Origin of the sequence: Synechococcus sp. 65AY6A5, from assembly GCF_002760415.1 — a bacterium.
Classification (GTDB): domain Bacteria; phylum Cyanobacteriota; class Cyanobacteriia; order Thermostichales; family Thermostichaceae; genus Thermostichus.
Genome location: NZ_AXUW01000001.1, coordinates 607,919 through 629,239, shown reverse-complemented (window position 1 = coordinate 629,239; position 21,321 = coordinate 607,919). Strand labels below are relative to the sequence as shown.

19 protein-coding genes are annotated in these 21,321 nt (G+C 59.8%); 8 read left to right on the top strand and 11 right to left on the bottom strand.

Features of this window, described 5'->3' with window-relative positions; genetic code table 11:
- Positions 1 to 37: 37 nt before the first annotated feature.
- The 3 genes from pstA (at position 38) to SYN65AY6A5_RS02875 (ending at position 3,279) form a co-directional block, all read left to right on the top strand.
- A complete protein-coding gene (gene pstA / locus SYN65AY6A5_RS02885) occupies positions 38 to 931 on the top strand; it encodes a phosphate ABC transporter permease PstA (RefSeq protein WP_099883874.1) in 894 nt (297 codons plus the stop codon).
- A 70-nt stretch (positions 932 to 1,001) separates the two neighbouring features.
- Entirely contained in the window at positions 1,002 to 1,799 is a 798-nt protein-coding gene (pstB, locus tag SYN65AY6A5_RS02880) for a phosphate ABC transporter ATP-binding protein PstB (protein ID WP_099883872.1), read from the top strand.
- A 112-nt stretch (positions 1,800 to 1,911) separates the two neighbouring features.
- Positions 1,912 to 3,279 (top strand): FAD-binding oxidoreductase, encoded by a 1,368-nt coding sequence (locus tag SYN65AY6A5_RS02875; RefSeq protein ID WP_099813136.1) that lies wholly within the window; start codon positions 1,912 to 1,914, stop codon positions 3,277 to 3,279.
- A gap of 22 nt (positions 3,280 to 3,301) precedes the next feature.
- Here the strand turns inward: SYN65AY6A5_RS02875 and SYN65AY6A5_RS02870 are convergent, their stop codons facing one another.
- The 4 genes from SYN65AY6A5_RS02870 to SYN65AY6A5_RS02855 form a co-directional block, all read right to left on the bottom strand.
- Entirely contained in the window at positions 3,302 to 3,769 is a 468-nt protein-coding gene (locus SYN65AY6A5_RS02870) for a DUF29 domain-containing protein (RefSeq protein WP_099813135.1), read from the bottom strand.
- A gap of 168 nt (positions 3,770 to 3,937) precedes the next feature.
- Complete coding sequence (locus SYN65AY6A5_RS02865; RefSeq protein ID WP_099813382.1) at positions 3,938 to 4,987, bottom strand: permease; 1,050 nt, start codon at positions 4,985 to 4,987, stop codon at positions 3,938 to 3,940.
- A gap of 78 nt (positions 4,988 to 5,065) precedes the next feature.
- Positions 5,066 to 6,202 carry a citrate synthase gene (locus tag SYN65AY6A5_RS02860; protein ID WP_099834862.1) on the bottom strand — a complete coding sequence of 379 codons (1,137 nt, stop codon included), beginning with the start codon at positions 6,200 to 6,202 and terminating at the stop codon, positions 5,066 to 5,068.
- Positions 6,203 to 6,395: 193 nt separating this feature from the next.
- Positions 6,396 to 6,938 (bottom strand): NYN domain-containing protein, encoded by a 543-nt coding sequence (locus tag SYN65AY6A5_RS02855; RefSeq protein WP_011430571.1) that lies wholly within the window; start codon positions 6,936 to 6,938, stop codon positions 6,396 to 6,398.
- Positions 6,939 to 7,339: 401 nt separating this feature from the next.
- Between SYN65AY6A5_RS02855 and SYN65AY6A5_RS02850 the strand changes: the two genes are divergently transcribed.
- A complete protein-coding gene (locus SYN65AY6A5_RS02850; RefSeq protein WP_099883870.1) occupies positions 7,340 to 9,193 on the top strand; it encodes an AarF/ABC1/UbiB kinase family protein in 1,854 nt (617 codons plus the stop codon).
- A gap of 242 nt (positions 9,194 to 9,435) precedes the next feature.
- On the opposite strand, the gene SYN65AY6A5_RS02845 is transcribed toward SYN65AY6A5_RS02850, so the two are convergent.
- Positions 9,436 to 9,819 (bottom strand): hypothetical protein, encoded by a 384-nt coding sequence (locus SYN65AY6A5_RS02845; RefSeq protein ID WP_011430573.1) that lies wholly within the window; start codon positions 9,817 to 9,819, stop codon positions 9,436 to 9,438.
- Between the two features lie 371 nt (positions 9,820 to 10,190).
- Positions 10,191 to 10,730, bottom strand: coding sequence for an ATP synthase F0 subunit B (locus tag SYN65AY6A5_RS02840; RefSeq protein WP_228375231.1), 540 nt, complete (start codon positions 10,728 to 10,730; stop codon positions 10,191 to 10,193).
- 179 nt (positions 10,731 to 10,909) lie between these two features.
- Between SYN65AY6A5_RS02840 and SYN65AY6A5_RS02835 the strand changes: the two genes are divergently transcribed.
- The 4 genes from SYN65AY6A5_RS02835 to SYN65AY6A5_RS02820 all read left to right on the top strand — a co-directional run bounded on the left by SYN65AY6A5_RS02835 (position 10,910) and on the right by SYN65AY6A5_RS02820 (position 14,833).
- Positions 10,910 to 11,164 carry a DUF751 family protein gene (locus tag SYN65AY6A5_RS02835; protein ID WP_041439081.1) on the top strand — a complete coding sequence of 85 codons (255 nt, stop codon included), beginning with the start codon at positions 10,910 to 10,912 and terminating at the stop codon, positions 11,162 to 11,164.
- 11 nt (positions 11,165 to 11,175) lie between these two features.
- Complete coding sequence (locus tag SYN65AY6A5_RS02830) at positions 11,176 to 11,346, top strand: PCP reductase family protein (RefSeq protein ID WP_011430576.1); 171 nt, start codon at positions 11,176 to 11,178, stop codon at positions 11,344 to 11,346.
- 83 nt (positions 11,347 to 11,429) lie between these two features.
- Entirely contained in the window at positions 11,430 to 12,965 is a 1,536-nt protein-coding gene (locus tag SYN65AY6A5_RS02825) for a site-2 protease family protein (protein WP_099883868.1), read from the top strand.
- 44 nt (positions 12,966 to 13,009) lie between these two features.
- Complete coding sequence (locus tag SYN65AY6A5_RS02820) at positions 13,010 to 14,833, top strand: aspartate kinase (RefSeq protein ID WP_099883866.1); 1,824 nt, start codon at positions 13,010 to 13,012, stop codon at positions 14,831 to 14,833.
- Here SYN65AY6A5_RS02820 and psbA read toward each other — a convergent pair.
- The 5 genes from psbA to SYN65AY6A5_RS02790 all read right to left on the bottom strand — a co-directional run bounded on the left by psbA (position 14,830) and on the right by SYN65AY6A5_RS02790 (position 21,314).
- Positions 14,830 to 15,888, bottom strand: coding sequence for a photosystem II q(b) protein (gene psbA, locus SYN65AY6A5_RS02815; protein ID WP_099813131.1), 1,059 nt, complete (start codon positions 15,886 to 15,888; stop codon positions 14,830 to 14,832). The two genes, SYN65AY6A5_RS02820 and psbA, sit on opposite strands and share 4 nt — an antisense overlap.
- A gap of 323 nt (positions 15,889 to 16,211) precedes the next feature.
- Positions 16,212 to 19,436, bottom strand: coding sequence for a carbamoyl-phosphate synthase large subunit (gene carB / locus SYN65AY6A5_RS02810; RefSeq protein ID WP_099883864.1), 3,225 nt, complete (start codon positions 19,434 to 19,436; stop codon positions 16,212 to 16,214).
- A gap of 409 nt (positions 19,437 to 19,845) precedes the next feature.
- Positions 19,846 to 20,505, bottom strand: a complete 660-nt coding sequence (locus SYN65AY6A5_RS02800; RefSeq protein ID WP_011430581.1) for a Na(+)/H(+) antiporter subunit B — start codon at positions 20,503 to 20,505, stop codon at positions 19,846 to 19,848.
- Positions 20,502 to 21,023: a DUF4040 domain-containing protein gene (locus SYN65AY6A5_RS02795; RefSeq protein ID WP_011430582.1), complete on the bottom strand. Its 522-nt coding sequence runs from the start codon at positions 21,021 to 21,023 to the stop codon at positions 20,502 to 20,504. The genes SYN65AY6A5_RS02800 and SYN65AY6A5_RS02795 overlap by 4 nt, the downstream gene beginning before the upstream one ends.
- Before the next feature lie 9 nt (positions 21,024 to 21,032).
- Complete coding sequence (locus SYN65AY6A5_RS02790; RefSeq protein ID WP_011430583.1) at positions 21,033 to 21,314, bottom strand: monovalent cation/H(+) antiporter subunit G; 282 nt, start codon at positions 21,312 to 21,314, stop codon at positions 21,033 to 21,035.
- Between the last annotated feature and the right edge of the window lie 7 nt (positions 21,315 to 21,321).

The following is a 21,321-nucleotide window of genomic DNA, read 5'->3' as shown; positions in this document are numbered from 1 at the left end:
TTGGGAAGCAGAAAGAAGATGAAGGAGCACTGTTATCATGTCCGACTCAGCACAGCTTGCCCCTGAGAAGGTTGACATCGACATTACTCGTGCCGCCATTGCCCCTGTCCGCAATTACACAGGCATTGTCCTAACCCTGCTGAGTGGCCTCTTTGTGGCGGTGATCATAGCTTCCCTATCTTGGGTGCTGTGGGATGTGGGCAAGGAAGGCATCCAGCGGATAAATTGGGATGTCCTCACCCAGACCCGCTACCCTGCCCCTGGCCTGGCGGAAGGGGGCTTTGGTCACGCAATTGTCGGCAGTTTAATGGTGCTGGCTACGGGGGCGGCTTTGAGCTTTCCCTTCGGCATCTTGGCGGCAGTGTACTTGTCTGAATTCGGTCGCGGCACCCGCTTGGCTTATCTGGTTAAGTTTTCCTGCAATGTGCTCACGGGGGTACCGGCCATTCTCTGCGGCCTGTTTGCCTATGCTGTGGTGGTGAGGGGATCCGGCTTTTCGGCTTTCTCGGGAGGGGTGGCTTTTGGCGTGCTGATGCTGCCGATTGTCCTCCGCTCCACCGAGGAGGCGTTGCTGCTGGTTTCGCCCGACATGCGCTTGGCTTCCCTTGGCCTGGGCTCAAATCGCTTTCAGACCACAATGCGCGTTGTTTTGCCGGCAGCGGCACCGGCCATCGTAACCGGGCTAATCCTGGCTTTGGCCCGAGCGGCAGGCGAGGCTGCACCTCTGCTCTTTACCGCCTTCAACAACAATTTCTGGTCTACTGATCTCTTTGGCCCGGTGGCTACCTTGCCGGTGATGGTCTACTTTTTCTCCATCATTCCCTACAGGGTGCAGCAGCAGCTGGCTTGGGCGGGCGCTTTGGTTTTGTTAGCCATTGTTTTGGCGGCCAGCTTGACCGCTCGCTTTTTGGTGTACAAGACCAGGAAATAGCCTGAGGATTCTCAACAAAGTCTTGAATCGAACTCTTCGTCGAACTCTAGCTCTTTTTGTGAGTGCTGCCATGCAAACTCAATCTCTTAACCAGACCTCTTACGTTTTCAGGACCGAGAACCTGAATGTCTACTATGGCTCCAATCTGGCGGTAAAAAATGTTACTCTGGACATCCCAGCCCGACAGATTACTGCGTTTATCGGCCCTTCCGGCTGTGGCAAAAGCACGATTCTGCGCTGTTTTAACCGCACCAACGATTTGATCCCCGGTGCTCGTGTAGAGGGCAAGCTCACCTACCACGGCAAGGATCTCTACGCCAAAGAGGTCGATCCGGTGGCGGTGCGGCGGCGTATCGGCATGGTCTTCCAAAAGCCCAATCCCTTCCCCAAAAGCATTTACGACAACGTGGCCTACGGCCCGCGGGTGCTGGGGATGAAGGTAGACTTGGACGAGGTGGTGGAAACCTCGCTGAAACGGGCTGCCCTCTGGGATGAAGTCAAAGACAAGTTGAAAGAAAATGGTCAGTCGCTGTCGGGAGGGCAGCAGCAGCGCTTGTGTATTGCCCGCGCTCTGGCGGTACAGCCGGATGTGATTTTGATGGATGAGCCCTGTTCGGCACTGGATCCCATTTCCACCCGCCGTATCGAAGAGCTGATGAAGGAGCTGGAGGAGGAATATACCATCATCATCGTCACCCACAACATGCAGCAGGCCAGCCGCGTCTCGGATATGACGGCTTTCTTCAGTGTGGAGCTGGTGGGATCCAACCGTGTGGGCGAGCTGATTGAATTTGACAGAACTGAAGTCATCTTCAACAGCCCCACCAAGCAAGCCACAAGAGATTATGTGGAGGGCCGCTTCGGCTAATCGACCTGGCCGGACAGGGATCCTTCCCATACTGTTCTCGGCAAACCCTTTTGCAGGCAATTTCTGCCGATGATGGAGTCTGAAGAACCGTTGCACCCAAATACGGATACCTATGATCGTTGCCGCTCCTGACAAGCTGCAGGCTTTGCGTTCTGACTTAGAGGGTATTGAGATCATCACTGATCCGGCTCAGGTGGCCAAGTTGTCGTTGGATTTTTACCACTACAGCCCCGTGCTGAGCCGACAACTGAGCGACAAGCGGGGAGATTTGGTGGTGCGCCCCGCCGATGAGGCCGAGGTGATGCGGGTGGCAGCGGCCTGTGCCAGGCTGCGGATCCCGGTTACGGTGCGCGGTGCCGGTACCGGTAATTACGGCCAATGTATCCCGCTGGCCGGGGGTGTAATCCTGGACATGGGCAAGCTCAACCAGGTGCTTTGGGCAAAGCCGGGCTTGGCGCGGGTGCAGGCGGGGGCCAAGTTGATGGCCATCGACAAACACACCCGCGAGCTGGGCTGGGAGATCCGTATGGCCCCTTCCACCTACCGTACGGCCACTATTGGGGGGTTCATTGCCGGGGGCAGCGGCGGCATTGGCTCTGTGACCTACGGCCAATTGCTGGATCGGGGCAACATCTTGGGGCTGCGGGTGATCACAGTCGAAGAGGAGCCGCGGGCCCTGGAGCTGCGGGGAGACGACGTGTTTAAAGTCAGCCATGCCTGGGGCCTCAACGGGATCATCACAGAAGTAGAGATCCCGCTGGCGCCGGCCTACCCATGGGCAGAGCTGGTGGTGGCCTTTCCCCCTGAGGTGGGGTTTATGCCCTGCGCCCACTTTGGGCAGGCCCTGGCCGAGGCAGATGGGATCCTCAAGAAACTCATCAGCCTGCACGCCTGGCCGATCCCTCGTTACTTCGTCCCCCTGCAGGACTACTTGCCCCAGGGATCCGCCGTGGCCCTGGTGATGGTGGCCGAGCCCAGCCTGGAGCCGTTGCTGGAGCTAATTCGGGAACATGGCGGCCAGGTGGTCTACAACAAAACGGCGCAGGAGGCGGCCAAGGGGATCTCGCTGGGGGAATTTTCCTGGAACCACACCACCCTGCACTGCCGCAGCGTGGATCCCAATTTGACCTATCTACAATCGATTTTTCCGCCCGACCGGGAGCTGAAGTTGGTGCAGCACCTGTACGAGCACTTTGGCGACGAAGTGCTGATGCACCTGGAATGGATTCGCATACGCGGCCAGGTTGCCCCGGTCGGCCTGCAAATTGTGCGCTTTACCACTGAAGAACGCCTCAACGAGATCATGCGCTATCACGAGGCGCAGGGAGTCTTCATCGCCAACCCTCACACCTACATCATCGAAGAGGGGGGTCGCAAGGTGATGGATCCGCGCCAGATCCGATTCAAGGAAGAAGTGGATCCCTACGGGTTGCTTAACCCCGGCAAGATGCGCAGTTGGCAAGGGCGGGCTTCTGCTTGACAGTGCCGAGAGGTCTCTATCCTTAGGCGATCTCTGAGTTTCCTCTTCCAAAAGGAGAGGGGCTTGGCAGCCAATCTTCTGCCAAGGCCAGCTCCAAAGCATAGGGACAAGTCTCCGGAAAGGCCGAGATATCCATACCGGTTTGCTGAGCTGCATGGCGGCGTGCCCGTTGATAGCTCTTTTCCAGTTGCTCGGCCAGATATCCTCTTAAGCTGGGGCTATCTTCGAGGGCCAATTCAATTTGGGTTCGCGCATCTGTGATGGAATCCAACCAGCTATCTGAGCGGCGCTGAGGTTGATATTGCCACTTGAGCAAATGCAGGAGAAGGCGAGTTAATTGGCTGGTCATCCCTCGCCGTTCGCTCTTACCCAAATCCTCAACCTCTTCAATTAAATGGATTAGATCAATTTCTTGCCAACGTCCCTCCCGCAAGAGCTGGGTTGTTTGGGCAATCCACAAGTTAAAATCTGCAAAGTATAGGTTGCTCACGGTTCTATCCTGCCGCCTGTATGTAGTCGTTTCAGCTCCAGCCGGGACAATGCCCTCCTGCCCAACTTCTCAATCTCAGAGATCCTGGCACTCTGAATATCTCAGCCTAATCGCCGCTGACCCTGCAGTTAAGCTATCGTTCGCTGCGGGGACTACCTATCCAAGATTTTAACTACAGTAGTAATTGATGGCCAAAGCCCCTACTAAAGTGAACTGAAAAGTCAGGAGCACCAAGTAGAAAATGGCGCGGGGCCTGAACAAAGTCAGCATCAAGCCAATGGCCTTCAGGTCCACCATCGGCCCAAACACCATAAAGGCCAACAGGGATCCCGGCGTGAAGGTGGCGGCAAAGGAGAGGGCAAAAAAGGCATCCACCGTCGAGCAAATGGAGATGATCCCGGCCAGCGCCATCATGATCAGGATCGAGACCAGCGCATCTTGGCCATAATCCAGCACAAACGAACGCGGGATCACCGTCTGCACGAAGGCCGCTACTGCCGAGCCCAGGATGAGCACGGATCCCAGCTCGCGAATCTCTCTAGCCCAGGTTTGCAGCAGCAGCAATCCCTTTTGCCGCCAAGAGAGAGCAGGGGCAGCGGCCAGCGCCGCCCGATACACCTCTTCAGCCCTCTGCAGAGTGGCCAGGGATCCGCCAGAGGGAGCAGGGCCTCGCGAGCCAATCCAGAAGGTGCCCCCCTGCAACAACGGCGAGCGGGAGGTGCTTTTCAGAGCTGCCTCTTGGCAGCGGTTGCGCTGCAGCTCTCGCCAAACCGCCGGTTGCAACAAAGGCTCCAGATCTTTTTGCACGCTGAAGAGCAAGCCGATGGCCACCGCAATGCCAAAAGAAAAAAGAACCCGGTAGGCCACCAGCTCCGGCATGTTGCGAAAGGCAATCCACGTGGAAAAGATCACCACCGGGTTAAACACCGGCGCTGCCAACAAAAAAGCCACCGCCACATGGGGTGGGATCCCCTTGATCACCAGTTGCCGGGCCACCGGCAGGTTGCCGCACTCGCACACCGGAAAAAAGAACCCCAAAGCACCGCCAGCCACCGCGCTGCCGATTTTGCCTTTGGGCAGGAAGCGGGCCAACTGGGATCCCTCTACAAACACCGCCATCAGCCCCGAAAGGAACACCCCCAAGAGCAAAAAGGGCATGGCCTGCACCACGATGCTCAAAAAGAGGGTGAACCCATCGCGCCAGAGAGGAGAATCCAAAAGGCTCAACGCACCACCTCACACCAATTTGGGCTCTATTGAGTTGGGATCCCGGCCCAGCGCCCTGTCAAACGGCTCTCAACCCCGCTCTTCTATAGGGATGTAGCGTTGCTGGCGTTCGCCTGTGTACACCTGGGTGGGTCGGAAAAGCCGATTATCGGACAACTGCTCCCGCCAATGGGCCAGCCAACCCGCCGCTCGGGCAATGGCAAACACCGGTGTAAACAAATCTTCTGGGATCCCCAGCTTGGCGTAGACCAACCCTGAGTAGAAGTCCACATTCGGGTAGATCCCCTTCGGCCCCAGCAACTCCTCACACACCCGCTCCACCTCCAGGGCAATGTCGTAGTACTTGTCGTGGCCGTAGCGCTCGAACAGCTCCTCTGCCAGCCGCTGCAGGATGGTGGCCCGCGGATCCTTCACCTTGTAAACGCGATGGCCCATGCCCATGATGCGCTCTTTTTTGGCCAGCTTCTCTTCGATAAACGAGCGCACATTTTCCACCGAGCCGATTTGTCGCAACAGCCTCATCACCTGTTGGTTGGCCCCGCCGTGCAACAGCCCCGAAAGGGTACCCACCGCCGTGGCCAGGCTGCTATAGGGGCTGGCCAGGGTAGAGGCGCTCACCAGCAGGGCAAAAGTAGAGGCATTGACTGTGTGTTCGGCGTGCAAGATCAGGCAGGTATCGAAGATGCGGGCCAGCCAGGGATCCGGCTTCTTGCCGGAGAGCATGTAGAGGAAATTGGCGGCATGATCCAGGCTGTCGTCGGGGGGGATGGGATCGTTGCCCTGGCGCATCTGGTGAAACATCGCCACCATCGTCGGCAGCTTGGCGAGCAGACGGGTAACCGTGCCGAACACGTAGTCGGGATCCGCCTCTCGCACCGGATAGAACATCCCCAGACTGGCAACACAGGTTTGCAGGGCATCCATGGGGTGGCCCGACTCGGGAAACGACTTGATCATGTCGCGGATGCGGTATTTCACCCGCCGATGGCTGCGGACGGCCTGATCGAAGTTGTCCAGCTCGGCTTGCGTCGGCAGCTTGCCGAAGATCAGCAGATAGGCCGTCTCCAGAAAGGTGCTCTGGGCCGTCAGTTCCTCGATGGGAATGCCCCGATACTCCAGGATCCCTGCCTGGCCATCGACAAAACTAATGTTAGAGCGCGTGGCCGGAACGCCTTCTAGCCCCGGCCTGTATTCGCCATCCGCCATAGTCGGATCCCTGAAATGAGCCCCCCAAGGAGAGAACAGGGGCGTCACTACATTCGCTACATTAAAGCAGATCTGGATCTCTGAAGCCAGATCCCGCCTTTGCCTACCCTGAGAAGGGCTTTGGCAACCCATATCAGCCAGGGTGAGAAAGACCCTGCTCCGGTATCAGGTTTGCCTCGGAGCACCTCGCCAGTTAATGTACGGGATCCCGACCGGAGAGTCGCCAGCGGTTGAGGCGAGAGAAGGTCTCCGGGTTCAAATAGAAATCAATGCCCCGCCTGCTCGGCAGCCGCTTGGGCTGGATGCGCCGGATCTGCTCTTGAGCCTGCTGCACTTCTGCCCACAGTTGTTCTGCCGAGAGCCATTCTGCGTTGTAGCCGCCGATCACCCACTGCTGGACGCGATCTGAGGTGGCCACCCGTACCCGATAAGCCTTTGCCTGCAACTGAGCACAGAGCCGTTCGATGCAGGCGTCGGCAGTTTCCCCGTAAGCAGTGTAGAAAATCTCGATGCCGGAGGGAGAACGCTCCTGTCGGGCAGGAGTGGGCTGGGTATAGGCGTCGTACACCACAGTCGCCCGGTAGCCGCGGAAAGCCACGTAGCTGGCCAAAGATTCCACCAAGCGCAGACGCGCCAAGTCCAGCAGGGAGCGACGTGCCAACTTCTTTAGGGTGGGCCAAGCTCCGATGATGTTGTAGCCGTCAACCAATAAAACTGTGGGGGAGGAAGCTGTCATGCATAGTGGTGGATCCCTTGCCCAGGATCGCACCAATTTGTATCAGTTTGCACCCTTATCCTAATCCTTATCAAAGAGCGCCGTAAAGACCCTTTTGAGGCTGGCCCACTCACAGTCTTGGGCTTGCAAGTGAACCAGGAGAGGAAGACTGCCTCAAAGACGCCCCCCAGGGGTTGCAAGTCCTCAAGGAAAGCAGTCGTAAGGGGTCTGCCTCAGGCCCAAAGCTTTTTTCTACGCGACTTCCCTTGAGCGGTTGGGTGTTACTTTTCGCCTGAGTTCGCCCGCAGGTTTGTCGAGAAGACCATTTTTACCGCACCCGAGCTAGCAAGTTAAGATGTGTTACGAGATCCGTCGGGACTTCTATGGGCGCAATACCGTCAACAGCAGCAGTAACCAAACCAGTGGCAACCCAGCCTCGACCGGCTTCGGCAGCGGCGGGGGCTGAGGTTACCCTGTCGCAGCCAGCCCTGCGCTACGATCCGGAGCAATTGGCCGAGCAATACCGGGGGCGCTGGGATCTGGTGCTGGGGCGTCTATTCCAGTTGATCACCCCCTTTTTGGGTCTGTTGGCCTGGGTGTTTTGGGATCGCTGGCGAGGGGTGGAGCTGAAAAATCGGCCCAAGCACGCGGCGCGGCTGCGGGAGATCCTCACGGAATTGGGGCCGACAGCTATCAAAATTGGCCAGGCTCTCTCCACCCGTCCTGACCTGGTCTCGCCTCTTTTTTTAGAAGAACTGGCCAAGCTTCAGGATGAGCTGCCCCCCTTCGACAATGCCACCGCCTTTGCCCTTATCCAGTCGGAGATCGGCCAATCGGTAGAGCAGATCTTTCGCGAGATCGGCCCGGAACCGGTTGCCGCTGCCAGCCTGGGGCAGGTTTACCAGGCCTATCTGCACACAGGGGAGAAAGTCGCCGTCAAGGTGCAGCGGCCCGATTTGATCGGGCGCATCTCCCTGGACATGTACATCATCCGCAGCCTGGCCGCCTGGGCCAAGCGCACCTTCCGCCGCATCCGCAGCGACTTGGTGGGCATTGTGGATGAGTTTGCCGGGCGGCTTTACGAGGAGATGGACTACACCCAAGAGGGCCACAACGCTGAGCGCTTCCTGGAGCTGTACCGCCACCCCTCCATCTACGCCCCGAAAATCTATTGGCAGTACACCCGCACCAAGGTGCTGACGATGGAGTGGATCGACGGCATCAAGCTGACCCAACTCGACAAAATTGCCGCTGCAGGGCTAGATGGACGGCACCTGATCGAGATTGGGGTTAACTGCTCCCTTAAGCAGCTTTTGGAGCATGGCTTTTTCCATGCTGACCCCCATCCGGGCAACCTCTTGGCCATGCACGACGGGCGGCTGGCCTACATCGACTTTGGCATGATGAGCACCATCCAGCCCCACCAGCGCTACGGCCTGATCAAGGCCATCGTCCACTTGGTGAACCGGGATTTTGTTGCCTTGGCGCAGGACTACGTGGATCTGGAGTTCCTGGATCCCGATACGGATCTCACCCCCATCATTCCCGCTTTGGAAGCTGTCTTTGCCGAGGCCCTGGGCAGCTCCGTGGCCGAGCTGAACTTCAAAAGCATCACGGATAAGCTCTCGGGGGTGATGTACGATTTTCCCTTCCGCGTGCCTGCCTACTACGCCCTGATCATCCGCTCTTTGCTCACCCTGGAGGGGATCGCCATCAGTTTGGATCCCAATTTCAAGGTGTTGAGCGTGGCCTATCCCTATGTGGCCCAGCGGCTGCTCACCGACCCGGCTCCAGAGCTACGCGCCGCCCTGCGGGAGCTGCTGTTTAACCAGGGGCAATTCCGCTGGAACCGCCTGGAGAACCTGCTGCGCAACGCCGCCAACAGCGAAGACTTTGACCTGCAGGGATCCCTGGAAAAGGCCGTCGATTTTATCTTTTCCGAGCGGGGGGCTTTCTTGCGGGAGCGGCTGGTGGATGTGCTGTTCTCCAGCTCGGGGAACGGCACCTCAGACGGCTTGGCTCATTTGCAACGTCTGTGGGAACTCCTCAGCCGCAACCCGACCTTTCAGCCGCTGCAGCTTCTGCCCATCGTCGCCAAGATAGCCACCAAGCCGGAAGCCCAGCAACTGGGCCGGCAATTGGCCTCCCGCTGGTTGCAACGCTCGGCAGCCCGGCTTATCCGCGACCTATTGTTGTCGGAGGATGAGAAAAAGCCCGTAAACGGGCACAACGGGAGCCCTGGGCCGATGAAAGCTGCAAAACCTGCTGCTGCCTGACCTTCCCCTTGCGCTGAACAGACCAGAACCTTTCTGCTCTGCGGGGCAACAAGACCAGCCTCCGGGAAAAAGCTTTGGGTTGCCCCGCGAGTGTCGGCCACTAACTAAGAAGAGCAAGCCGGGAAAATCCCAACGACATCCTTATGTTGAGAGAAGCAGGCAGAAGGAACTTTCCCGGCTGAACCCAATGGCGCAGTCTCTTCAGCGTAGTTCAGGTCTGCCCCGACGAGAGTCTACCTCTCCTAGCTGGCGCTCTCGTCTTTGGGGCTGACGGCATTGAGGGCTAGCGTCATCCACTCAGAAAATTCATCGCGGCGGAAAACCTGGGGGCAGGAGCGCGGGCCAAAACGCAGCAGGCTGGGCATGCCGTACTCCTTGAGGCGGTTCTGCAGCCAGGTGCCAACGCCGGTTTTGCCGTCGTTGGGCATTTCGGTTTGGAAGTCGCTGTACATCAGCAACAACTGGCTGCGAGATTGGAGCACAGCATTCTCTTGGATCAACTTCGGCAGGGAGAGGCTGGCGGCTGGATTGGCCCCTTTGATCCCTTTGGCCGATTCACGGCGACGGCTGCGGGAACGGGAGTTGGCATTTTCGCGGTTCTTACGGGCTTTCGGTTCAATGGTCATAGAATCTCCTAGACGACTGAGTGGTTCCCCAAAAGGGGTAAAAGCCGGAACTCGCAGGCTGAGGACAGAGCCCGCCGCGGAAGGTAGCTCGATGAGTCCAATGTTGGGGCAATCGCTGAGAAGAGGAACACACGCTCTCAGTTAAGCGAAGGGAGAACTGCGCCAGCTTGCCACAAAAGCTCGAGGTTCCTTGCCTGCAGCAGCAATCTACAGCGCGTCGAGTTCCTGGCCGCCCATCCGAGACTTGTCTTCGTCTTTCCTGGCGGAGGTTAGTTTGGTTACCACAGATCCGCAGGGTAAAGAAGCCCGGATGCTACCTTTTATATTGGCCTAAAACTGAACCGATGAACACTCTCTGGTCGAGCACAAATTTAGGTCTGAAGGTTTTGTCGCCCGTTGCGGATCACCCGCAGAGACTCCAACAGCCGCAGCTCTAGGTCTTGCAAAACCTGATCCACGTAATGATGGGCCTCCCGTTGTAGGCGCTCCGACTCCTGCAGCGTCTGTCGCCGCACCTCCTCGCTCTGTTGGTAGGTTTGTCGCAGCAACTGTTCTGCCTGCGCTTGAGCCTGGCGTAGGATGGTCGATTCGCTGACGAGCTGCTCGGCGCGGCGCTGGGCCACGGCCACGATCTCCTGGGCGTAACGATGGGCCTCGGCCAAAATCTGATCCCGCTGGCGCAGCACCTCCTCGGCTTCCTCCAAGGCTGTGGGCAGGTTGAGGCGGATGAAGTCCAACTGCTCCAGGATCTTCTCTTCGTCGATAAGGGTGCGAGACCAGAACAGACGAGGACTGCTGAGAATGGCTGCCTCCAGTTGATCCAAAGCCTCCTGGACGCGCATCAGCGCCAGGGTCTGTTCCCCAAGCAGGTCACCGGCGCGATTGAGGGCATCGGGGGGCAATTCTCGCATCAGGCCAGAGAGTGGGTGGCTGGGCTGAGCTAAGCAGGCAGGATAACGCCTACCATATCAGGTTCTCGCGGTTCTGAGCCTGGGCGGCTTCCCCCTGGTTCCTATCCCTCTTCAGCCGGGGGGACAGAAACCGGTCTCTGTGGCAAACTGAGGGGAAGTTGTTGGATTGCGATCTGCCCATGCCACAGCCGCAGCCTCCTCGTCGACTGGAAGATCAATTTGTGGAGAATGTCTCCCGCTACCCTACCTACTTCATTACCGTCTTGCTGGGGGGGATCTGGGCTGGCTTACAGCCTTTTGTTAACCTGTACCGCAAAAGTCCGACCTCGGCAGCCCTGGTTGTGCTGGGATCCCTGCTGTTGCTGCTGTTTGTCTATTTCACCCTGCGAGGCATGACAGGGCACACTCTCCTGCCGGCGTGGATGTTGCGTTGAGGGCAGGGGGGATGGACGAAGCGATAGAGTGGACGCCAGAAGCAGAGGCGCGCCTTAAAGAAATCCCCTTCTTTGTGCGTCCGGCTGCCCGTAAGAAGATTGAACAGTTTGCCCGCGAAGCCGGGATCCAGAAGATCACAGTGGCAGTTTACGAGCAGGCCAAGCAAAAGTTTGGCTCTTGAGGGATCCCCCCTGCTGGCCATAGCAGGGAGATTGGGTTTGCCGCTAGCTTGGTAGAGGTGTTCTCCTCTGTTTTTTGCAACTCATGGCAGATTGGATCCTGTTGGCACTGGTGGGTTCTGCAACCTACCTGCTGCTGCAAAAAAGTGTGGCCCGCCTCTCCAAGGTGCCCTGGCGGATCCTGTGGCTGGTGATGATGATGCCCCCTTTGATCTGGGTGCTGGGGCGTCAGGTGTTTCAGTACGAAATGCCCCCCCTGCTCATGTTGGGGCTGTTTCTGGCTTCCTATTTTACCAGCATGACTTTGGTACGCCGGGGGCGCCTCCGACCTCCAACGGCAGGCTCTCAACCGGGGGCGGAAAACACCTCGCCGGTTGCGGGATCGGATCGCGAGTCTTTGCTTGAAGCAGAGGAAGAAAAGGAGGACAGTGCTGCAGATCTGGCCTCGGCGGCTCTTGTCCACACCCCCATCTCGGAGGTGCCGCGAGAAAAGCTCAACCACTGCTTCCCCTGGAATGTTTTTTATTTGCAAAGCGTGGAGTACCGTCCCCAGGCCATCATCTGCCGCGGCAATTTGCGGGCGGATCCCACGGAAGCCTATGAGCGGGTGCAGCGCAATGTAGAAAACACTTTTGGCAAACGCTTCTTGGTGGTGCTGCAGGAGGGGTTTGCCGGCAAGCCTTTTTTTGCCTTGGTGCCCAACCCGGCGGCACGGCGCTCCCTAACCCGTCAGCAGGAGTGGCCTCTGCTGGCGCTGGGGCTGCTGCTGTTTACCTTTTGGACGACTCTCACTGCCGGGGCCCAGGCGGCTGGGGTCGGCCCTGACCGGCTGCTGCATCTCCCGTCTCTGCTGAAGGGGTTGCCCTACGCAGTTGGGATCCTGGCCATTCTGGGATCCCATGAAGGGATCCGCTACTGGGTGGCCCGCCGCCACGGCATCAAAACCTCGCTGCCCTATTTCATCCCGGTGCCTTTTGTGTTGGGAACCTTCGGGGCTTTCATCGAGCTGAAAGAGCCGGTGCCCAACCGCAAGGTACTGTTTGACATCGCCGTTGCCGGGCCGCTGGCGGGCAGCCTGGTTGCTTTGGCGATGTTGCTGCTGGGGCTGTCCTTTTCGGCGCCTGGGGATCCGCCGGCGGTGCCGGAGGGGCAGCCCACCCCAATTAGCTTCCATCGCATCGACCCACGCCTCTCGGTGCTGCTGGCGATCTTGGCGCGTATGGTGCTGGGGGATCAGTTGCAGCCGGGGCAGGTGATCGATCTGCACCCGCTGGCCTTTGCCGGCTGGCTGGGCCTGGTGGTGATCGCGTTTAACCTGGTGCCGGTGGGCCAACTGGATGGGGGGCACATTGTCCACGCGGTGTACGGGCAGCAGATGGGAGCCAATGTGGGCCGGGTAGCTCGCTGGCTGGTGCTGCTGTTGGCTTTGACGGTGCAGCCCTGGCTACTCTTGTGGGCGCTGCTGCTGTTTGTCATCTCCAGCGCCGACGAGCCGGCCCTCAACGACGTCACGGAGCTGGACGAGGGGCGGGATCTGCTGGGGCTGGGGATGCTGACGCTGCTGGTGCTGATCCTGCTGCCGGTGCCGCCCTTTTTGCAAAGCTGGCTGGCCTTGGCCTAGTTCGGGATAGGATCCAAACCACGTCAACCAGCTCAGCCCTGGCTATGCAAGCGGGTTTAATTGTCCAGAAGTACGGCGGCACCTCCGTCGGCTCCATCGAGCGCATCCAAGCCGTGGCCCAGCGGGTGGCTCACACGGTGGATCGGGGGCAGCGGGTGGTGGTGGTGGTCTCGGCCATGGGGGACGAAACCGACCGCCTCGTGGAGCTGGGGGAGCAGATCTTGCAGGGATCCCCGACCACACCGGCCCAGTGGCGGGAGTGGGACATGCTCCTTTCCACGGGCGAGCAGGTAAGCATTGCCCTGCTGGCGTTGGCGCTGCAGCGCTTGGGCTACCCTGCCCTCTCCTTGACAGCGGCCCAGGTGGGCATCGTCACCACCCGGGATCACGGGCGGGCCCGCATTTTGCACATCCACACCGACCGCCTCTGGCAACACCTAGAGCGGGGAGAGGTGGTGGTGGTGGCCGGGTTTCAGGGCATCACCAGCCCGGCGGAGCTGGAGATCACCACCCTGGGGCGGGGGGGATCGGACACCACAGCGGTGGCCTTGGCAGTGGCCCTGGGAGCCGAGCTGTGTGAGATCTACACCGATGTGCCGGGGATCTTTACCACCGACCCGCGCAAGGTACCCGAGGCCAGGCTGTTGCCGGAGATTACCGCCGACGAGATGCTGGAGCTAGCCAGCCTAGGGGCGCAGGTACTGCACCCCCGCTCGGTGGAGATTGCCCGCAACTACGGCGTCAAGCTGCGGGTGCGCTCCAGCCTAGAACCGTTGCAGGCGGGATCCGAGGGCACCCTCATTCTTGCTCCCCCTCCCCGTCCTCGCCCCGCCGACAGCAGCATTGAGCTGGGCCAGGCAGTGGATACGGTGGAGCTGGATCGGGATCAGGCCAAGTTGGTGCTGGTGGGAGTGCCGGATCGCCCGGGCATTGCCGCGCAACTGTTCCAGGAAATTGCGGCAGCCGGGATCAATGTCGATTTAATCCTGCAGTCGCTCCACCTCAGTGCAGCCGAGGGATCCCCTATCAACGACATTGCTTTTACCGTCAGCCGGGCGCAGGCGGCCCAGGCGGCAGCCGTGGCGCGGCAGGTGGGCCAGGAGCTGGGGTGTAGGGAAGTCATCGTCGATGAGGCGGTGGCCAAAGTCAGCATTGCCGGGGTGGGGATGATGGGCCGCCCGGGCATTGCCGCCCAGATGTTCCAGGTGCTGGCAGAAGCTGGGATCAATCTCCAAATGATCTCCATGTCGGAGATCAAGGTGAGCTGTGTGGTGGCTGACGAGCGGGCCGGGGAGGCCGCCCTGGCGCTGGGGGAAGCGTTCCAGGTGATCCCCCATTTGCATCGGGTCAAGGCAGCCCCTTGCGGGGATCCCCGCCCAAGCGACCACCCGGTGCGCGGCGTTGCCCTGGATTTGAAGCAGTCGCGGCTGGGCCTGCGCAAGGTGCCGGATCGCCCGGGGACGGCTGCCCATCTGTTTGGACGCCTGGCCGCTGCCGGTATCATCGTCGACACCATCATCCAAAGCCAGCGGGGCTACCACAACGGGATCCCCAGCACCGACATCGCCTTTACGGTGCCTCAGGATCAGGCCAGGGCGGCTGAGGCCGTGTGCCGGCAGGTGGCCGAGGAGCTGCAGGCGGCGGAGGTCGAGACCGACCACGACATTGCCAAAGTCAGCATCGTCGGTGCCGGGATGGAAACATATCCCGGCGTGGCTGCCCGTTTGTTCAAGGCTCTGGCCGACGCCGGGATCAACATTGAGATGATCGGCACCTCAGAGATTAAGGTGAGCTGCGTGGTGCGGCGGGAGCAGGGGGTGCGTGCCCTCCAGGCCGCCCACCGTGCCTTCGGGCTGGATCGACCCTAGTCCACCTTGGCCGCTAGCAAGAGAGGAAAGTGGTGGGCGTTGGGGGCGTGCATGGCCTGGATCCCCAAGTTGGCGCGGTTGAGGAGATCGGCGTAGGTAGGGATGAACCGGCCTTGGCTGTCCAGGAGGGACTGGTTAAAGTTAAAGCCATTGAGGTTAAAGGCCATGAGGCCGATGCCGATTGCCGCCGCCCAGATCCCTAAGGTAGGCAGGGCCGCCATCCAGAAGTGGACAGAGCGGCTGTTGCGCCAGCCAAGGCTGGGGATCCCCAGCCGCCCCAAGAAGGCGTAGTGGCCGGCCAGGAAGTTGTAGGTGACCTCCTGCTGGCCAAAGCGGTAGCCGGCATTGACTGACTCCTCTTCTGAAGTCTCCCGGATCAGGCTAGAGGTTACCAGGGAGCCGTGGAGAGAAGCCAGTAGGGCGCCGCCGAACACCCCCGCCACTGCCAGTTGGTGCAGCGGGTGCATGAGGATGTTGTGTTCCGCCTGGAAGGCCAGCATGAAGTGGAAGGTGCCGGCAATGCCCAGCGGCAGCCCCTCCGAAAAGCTGCCCTGGCCGATGGGATAGACCAAGAGCACCGCCGTCGCAGCCGCCGCTGGGGCGGAGAAAGCCACCGCAATCCAGGGGCGCATGCCCAGCCGGTAGCTCAGCTCCCACTGCCGGCCCAAATAGCACCAGATGCCGATTAAAAAGTGGAGCACGATGAGCTGGTAGGGGCCGCCGTTGTAGAGCCACTCCTCCAAAGAGGCAGCTTCCCAGATGGGGTAAAAGTGCAGGGCAATGGCGGCTGAGGTGGGCACCACCGCCGCAGAAATGAGGTTATTGCCCCCCAACAAAGAGCCGATCACCGGCTCGCGGATCCCGTCCACATCCACCGGCGGAGCGGCAATAAAAGCGATAACAAAACAGAAGACCGCCGCCAACAACGTCGGGATCATCAATACGCCAAACCAGCCGATGTAAAGCCGATTTTCGGTGCTAGTGATCCATTGGCAAAAACTTTCCCAGCTCCAGAGCCGCCGTGCGGCAGCGGAGCGCCGAACAACCACACTCATAGGCCAACTCCTAGAAAATTTGAGGAGAGCTTTCTCCCACTTGCTCTTAGCAAAGTGACCTCAGGAAGTTACTCAGCCTTGCCCTGAGGATTCTTCTCCTTCCACGCTAGACAGTCTCAAGAAAACTGCCAAGGATACCTAACGTCTGCAGCCAAAATGTGAAATAAATTGATTTATCGATACAAACATGCAGATTAGTATTGCAGTTTATATTCCACCCCTTTTCCCAGGCCTCAAGAGCCAGTTTTTGCAGTCGAGAACTTCAGGATTTCTTAAGGTGGAGGTCTTAAGGATTTCTTCAGAAAAGCAACCCCGGCAGGCTCCTATCGCCCAATTTCGGCGTGAAACTCCTGCAGGGACTTCACCCCCAGGGATCCTGACTGCAGAGCGCGGATGGCAGCAGCAGTAGCCTTGGCTCCAGCCAGAGTAGTGACCAAAGGGATCTTGTAGGCCAGGGCGGTGCGGCGGATCTTCTGCGCATCCTGTTGGGCTTCGCCGCCAGAAGGGGTGTTGACGATAAGCTGAATCTGGCCGTTCTTGATGGCGTCGATGACGTGGGGCCGGCCCTCGTGCAGCTTGAGCACCTTCTCGACCGGGATCCCGTGCTCGGCCAGCACTTTTTGGGTGCCGGCAGTGGCCAGCAGGCGAAAGCCCAGCTGGACAAACTCTTGGGCCACCGGGATCACCGCCTGCTTGTCGCGGTCGCTGACGCTGATGAACACCGTGCCCTCTAGGGGCAGGTTTTGGCCAGCAGCCAGTTGCGCTTTGGCAAAGGCGCGGCCAAAGTCCGTATCAATCCCCATCACCTCACCAGTAGAGCGCATCTCTGGCCCCAGCAGGGCGTCGCTACCGGGGAACTTGTGAAACGGCAGCACTGCCTCCTTGACCGCCACGTAGGGTGGGATCACCTCCTGGGTAAAGCCCAGCTCCGCCAGGGTTTTGCCGCTCATCACCTGGGCAGCGTAGCCGGCCAGGGGGTGGCCAATGGCCTTGCTGACAAACGGCACGGTGCGGGAAGCGCGCGGGTTGGCTTCCAGAACGTAAACCTGCTCTTTCTGGACGGCATACTGCACGTTCATGAGCCCCACCACCCTGAGAGCTTGGGCCAACTTCACCGTCCAGTCGCGGATCACCTGCAGCACAGCAGGGCTGAGAGTGCGGCTGGGCAAGACACAGGCGGAGTCGCCCGAGTGGATCCCGGCCTGCTCAATGTGCTCCAGGATGCCGCCAATGGTTACAGCCCCGGTGTGGTCGGCGATGGCGTCCACATCTACCTCCACGGCATCCTCCAAGAACTGATCCACCAGCACGGGACGGTCGGGATCCACCGCCACGGCTAGCTGCATGTAGCGCCGCAGATCTTGATCCGAATAGACAATCTCCATGGCCCGCCCCCCCAGCACATAGCTGGGCCGCACCACCACCGGGTAGCCGATGCGGCGGGCAATCTCCAGGCTTTCTTCCACGCTGCGGGCAATGCCGTGGGCCGGCTGGCGGATCCCCAATTCCTCGAGCAGGCGCCCAAACCGGCCGCGATCTTCGGCTATGTCGATGGAGTCAGGAGCAGCACCCCAGATAGGCGCTTGGGCTGCGGCTAGCCCCTGGGCCAGCTTCAGGGGGGTCTGGCCGCCAAACTGCAGGATTAGACCTAGCGGCTGCTCCGCTTCCACCAGGTTCATCACTTCCTCATGGGTCAGGGGCTCAAAGTAGAGGCGATCAGCGGTGTCGTAGTCGGTGGAAACGGTCTCGGGGTTGGAGTTGACCATGATGGTCTCATAGCCAAGGCGTCTGAGGGCAAAGACGGCATGACAGCAGCAGTAGTCGAACTCGATCCCCTGGCCGATGCGGTTGGGACCGCCCCCCAGGATCATCACCTTTGGCTTGGCGGTGGGGAAGGTCTCGGATTCGCTCTCGTAGGTGGAGTACTGGTAGGGGGTAGCGGCCTCGAACTCGGCAGCGCAGGTGTCCACGGTTTTGTAGGTGGGGATCACCCCCAAGCTCTGGCGACGGGCCCGCACCTGGGCTTCCCTGGAGCCGGTCAGGTGGGCGATCTGCCGGTCGCTGAAGCCCATTTGCTTAAGGTGGCGCAGATCCTCAGCCGTCAGGGATCCCAATTCCCGCCCCTTGAGGACCTGCTCCACCTCCACCAGCTCCTGCAGCTTGTCGATAAACCAGGGATCGATGTGGGTAAGCTGAGCAATTTCCTGAACGGAAAAGCCCATGAGCAGAGCCGTGCGGATGGTCAAGAGGCGCAAGGGGTTGGGGGTGCGCAGGTTGGCCCGCACTTCCTCTGGGGTGGGGAAGACTTCAGGCCGGTCGCTGCCAAAGCCGGGGCGGTCGATCTCCAGGGATCGCAAGGCCTTCTGGATGGACTCCTGGAAGGTGCGGCCAATGGCCATCGCCTCCCCCACCGACTTCATCTGGGTTGTCAAAACGGGCTCCGAGCCGGGAAACTTCTCAAAGGCAAAGCGGGGGATTTTGGTGACGACATAGTCAATGGTGGGCTCAAAGCTGGCAGGGGTTTTGCGGGTGATGTCGTTGGGAAGCTCCGGCAGCGTGTAGCCTACGGCCAGCTTGGCGGCGATCTTGGCAATGGGAAACCCAGTGGCCTTGCTGGCCAAAGCAGAAGAGCGGGAAACCCGCGGGTTCATCTCGATAACCCGCACTTCGCCATTGGCGGGGTTGACGGCAAACTGCACGTTGGATCCCCCCGTTTCCACCCCAATCTCGCGCATGATGGCGATGGCGTAGTCGCGAAGCCGCTGGTACTCCTTGTCGGTGAGGGTTTGGGCTGGGGCCACGGTGATGGAGTCGCCGGTGTGCACCCCCATGGGGTCGATGTTTTCAATCGAGCAGATGATCACCACGTTGTCCGCCAGATCCCGCATCACCTCCAACTCAAACTCCTTCCAGCCGATCACCGACTCCTCCACCAGGATCTGAGAGACCGGGCTGGCCTCCAGGCCGGCGGCGCAGATCTCTTCAAATTCTTCTTGGTTGTAGGCCACTCCTCCCCCTGTGCCCCCCAGGGTATAGGCGGGGCGGATGATGAGGGGATAGCCGATCTCGTGAGCGATCTGCTTGGCTTCGGCCAGGCTGCGGGCCAGCCCCGAGCGCGGCACCGCCAGGCCAAGCCGCTGCATCGCCTGCTTAAACAGCTCCCGATCCTCGGCTTTTTCGATGGCCTCCCGCTTGGCCCCGATCAGCTCCACCCCGTACTGGTCCAAGATCCCGCGCCGGGCCAGCTCCACCGCTACATTGAGGGCCGTCTGTCCCCCCATGGTGGGCAGCAGGGCATCGGGGCGCTCCCGCTCGATGATCTGGGCCACAAAGTCTGCCGTCACCGGCTCGATGTAGACGCGATCCGCCATACTGGGATCCGTCATGATGGTGGCCGGGTTGGAGTTGACCAAGATCACCTCGTAGCCCTCTTCTCGCAGGGCTTTGCAGGCTTGGGTGCCGGAGTAGTCGAACTCGCAGGCTTGGCCAATGACGATCGGCCCCGCTCCGATGAGCAAGATCTTGTGAATGTCGGTACGGCGCGGCATAGGGATCCCAGGGGTGGCAGGGTCAGCCTTCTATTGTAGAGGTCGCCTGCAGGTCAAGTTGCTCAACGGACAGGGAAACGTCCTGCTGTCAACGCTATCTTTGCGGCAAAGCCATCCATGGATCTGCCGATCGAGGAGACGCTCTACGGCCACTCCAATTGTTCGCAACGTTGATGGGGCCATTGTCAAAGTTCTGAAAGAAAGGGCTAGGCCTCACGGTGGGAGTGCAGAAGCCGAACATCGCAAAATCCTCAAGCAAGTCTTACTCCAACTTGCAAAAAAGTCCTTTGCCAAGTGCTCGGATCGATCCCAAACATTGGTGAAGATTCGGACTTCGAGCGGATGCAAGAAGATAACACCGCCCACGATGTATTGGCTTGACACGAGCGTTATCAACCCGTTCGAGCCTTCATAACAAGCCGCGGTAGCGAATAAAAATTAAAATCGCCGCCCAGGATCCCAGCGCCACCTTGATGGCCACCAAAATGTTGAGGATTGGGATCCAGCCGCCGCTAAAAAGTGCCCCCAGCTCGCCCTTGGGTAGTTCCCAACCGGCCAGGGCGATTACAGCCACCCCGATAAACGTCACCACCGACAGCTTCTCCCACATCGCGGCTTGCCACCGCTTGTAGATGGCCTCCATCCAGGTCGAAGAGGCGGTGATCGCCACCAAGCCAATCGCCGTTCCTCCCGCCACGCCGGCAGCAAACCCCCCGCCCGGCGTCAGGTGACCCCGAATGGCCAGCTCCACCCCAATCAGAGCGGAGATGGTGGCCCCCACCCGCGCCAACACAATTGAGGGAATATCGGTAAACTGAGCTACATTGGCCGTCGGTCGCTCATCCGCCAGCAGGTACTGCGCGCCCAGAATGGCCGTAGAAAACACGACGACTTCAAAGACGGTGTCGTAAAGGCGGTTGCGCAGGATCAAGCCCGTCACCGTATTGGGCACGCCGCTTTCTCCGGCCAGAACCGCCACAGGCTCAAAGGCAGGAGAAACAGCTCCCGCGTCGGCAACCATGAGCTGCAAGGCTGCCAGCAGCGCCGCCACCCCGTACAACCACCTCATGGCAGGAGGACCTCAGAAAGCAGGGCTTGTTGCGTCAAGATGGCCTGCAGGCGGGGCACGCGCGTTACCAAGCGATACTCTGCCACCTCCTCATCGGGCTCAAGGGCAATGGTGTGCACCTCCCGGCTGTGAAGGGCAGCCAACAACGCCTCTGCACTTCCATAGACGGCCAACTCCAGACGCATGTGGTACTGCTGTAGCCCTTGGCGCATCTGCTGTAACAACTGCTGTGCTGCTGAGGTCCTGGCCGCCAACAGAGGACTGTCTTCGAGAACGCCCAAGCGCATACTCAACGAGGAACGCACCGCGATGGCATAGAGCGTAATGGACAGCATGGTGCCCACCAGCGCCTCAGTAAGCGCCACATCCGCCGCCCCAAACAAGGCATAGATCAGAGCAGCGATGGATCCCAGAATGCCGCGCATCACCAAGGCATGATAGGGATTGGTCTGGGTCACCACCAAGGCAGCCGTCAAGGGCAACAGCAGGGCGATCACCAGCAACAAAGTCTCTTCCATCCTGTCCTCCTATAGGGACTTGCGCTGCGAGCAAAAGGCCAGCACATAGCCCAAGATGGTGTTCCAAATGGCCAAGGAAATCAGGGCCAACACCAGCAGAGGCCACTCCCTTGGGATCCGCAGCAACAGCCCCAGCATGATGCTCATGGATCCCAGCGTGTCCGACACCGAAAGGCCGTGCAGCTTAAACAAAATCGAGCGATCCCCAAGGAGCGGCGCTGTTCCCCACAGCCAAAACAGCACCCCGATCCCAAACAGAAGATAGCTGAGAGCCTCCACCAAAACTTCCATGTTGATT

What these genes read in the sequence shown, in the direction of transcription:
- pstA (WP_099883874.1), top strand. Translation starts at nt 38, where the DNA reads ATGTCCGACTCAGCACAGCTTGCCCCTGAGAAGGTTGACATCGACATT.
- pstB (WP_099883872.1), top strand. Translation starts at nt 1,002, where the DNA reads ATGCAAACTCAATCTCTTAACCAGACCTCTTACGTTTTCAGGACCGAG.
- SYN65AY6A5_RS02875 (WP_099813136.1), top strand. Translation starts at nt 1,912, where the DNA reads ATGATCGTTGCCGCTCCTGACAAGCTGCAGGCTTTGCGTTCTGACTTA.
- SYN65AY6A5_RS02860 (WP_099834862.1), bottom strand. Translation starts at nt 6,202, where the DNA reads ATGGCGGATGGCGAATACAGGCCGGGGCTAGAAGGCGTTCCGGCCACG.
- SYN65AY6A5_RS02855 (WP_011430571.1), bottom strand. Translation starts at nt 6,938, where the DNA reads ATGACAGCTTCCTCCCCCACAGTTTTATTGGTTGACGGCTACAACATC.
- SYN65AY6A5_RS02845 (WP_011430573.1), bottom strand. Translation starts at nt 9,819, where the DNA reads ATGACCATTGAACCGAAAGCCCGTAAGAACCGCGAAAATGCCAACTCC.
- SYN65AY6A5_RS02840 (WP_228375231.1), bottom strand. Translation starts at nt 10,730, where the DNA reads ATGCGAGAATTGCCCCCCGATGCCCTCAATCGCGCCGGTGACCTGCTT.
- SYN65AY6A5_RS02835 (WP_041439081.1), top strand. Translation starts at nt 10,910, where the DNA reads ATGCCACAGCCGCAGCCTCCTCGTCGACTGGAAGATCAATTTGTGGAG.
- SYN65AY6A5_RS02830 (WP_011430576.1), top strand. Translation starts at nt 11,176, where the DNA reads ATGGACGAAGCGATAGAGTGGACGCCAGAAGCAGAGGCGCGCCTTAAA.
- SYN65AY6A5_RS02825 (WP_099883868.1), top strand. Translation starts at nt 11,430, where the DNA reads ATGGCAGATTGGATCCTGTTGGCACTGGTGGGTTCTGCAACCTACCTG.
- SYN65AY6A5_RS02820 (WP_099883866.1), top strand. Translation starts at nt 13,010, where the DNA reads ATGCAAGCGGGTTTAATTGTCCAGAAGTACGGCGGCACCTCCGTCGGC.
- psbA (WP_099813131.1), bottom strand. Translation starts at nt 15,888, where the DNA reads ATGAGTGTGGTTGTTCGGCGCTCCGCTGCCGCACGGCGGCTCTGGAGC.
- carB (WP_099883864.1), bottom strand. Translation starts at nt 19,436, where the DNA reads ATGCCGCGCCGTACCGACATTCACAAGATCTTGCTCATCGGAGCGGGG.
- SYN65AY6A5_RS02800 (WP_011430581.1), bottom strand. Translation starts at nt 20,505, where the DNA reads ATGAGGTGGTTGTACGGGGTGGCGGCGCTGCTGGCAGCCTTGCAGCTC.
- SYN65AY6A5_RS02795 (WP_011430582.1), bottom strand. Translation starts at nt 21,023, where the DNA reads ATGGAAGAGACTTTGTTGCTGGTGATCGCCCTGCTGTTGCCCTTGACG.
- SYN65AY6A5_RS02790 (WP_011430583.1), bottom strand. Translation starts at nt 21,314, where the DNA reads ATGGAAGTTTTGGTGGAGGCTCTCAGCTATCTTCTGTTTGGGATCGGG.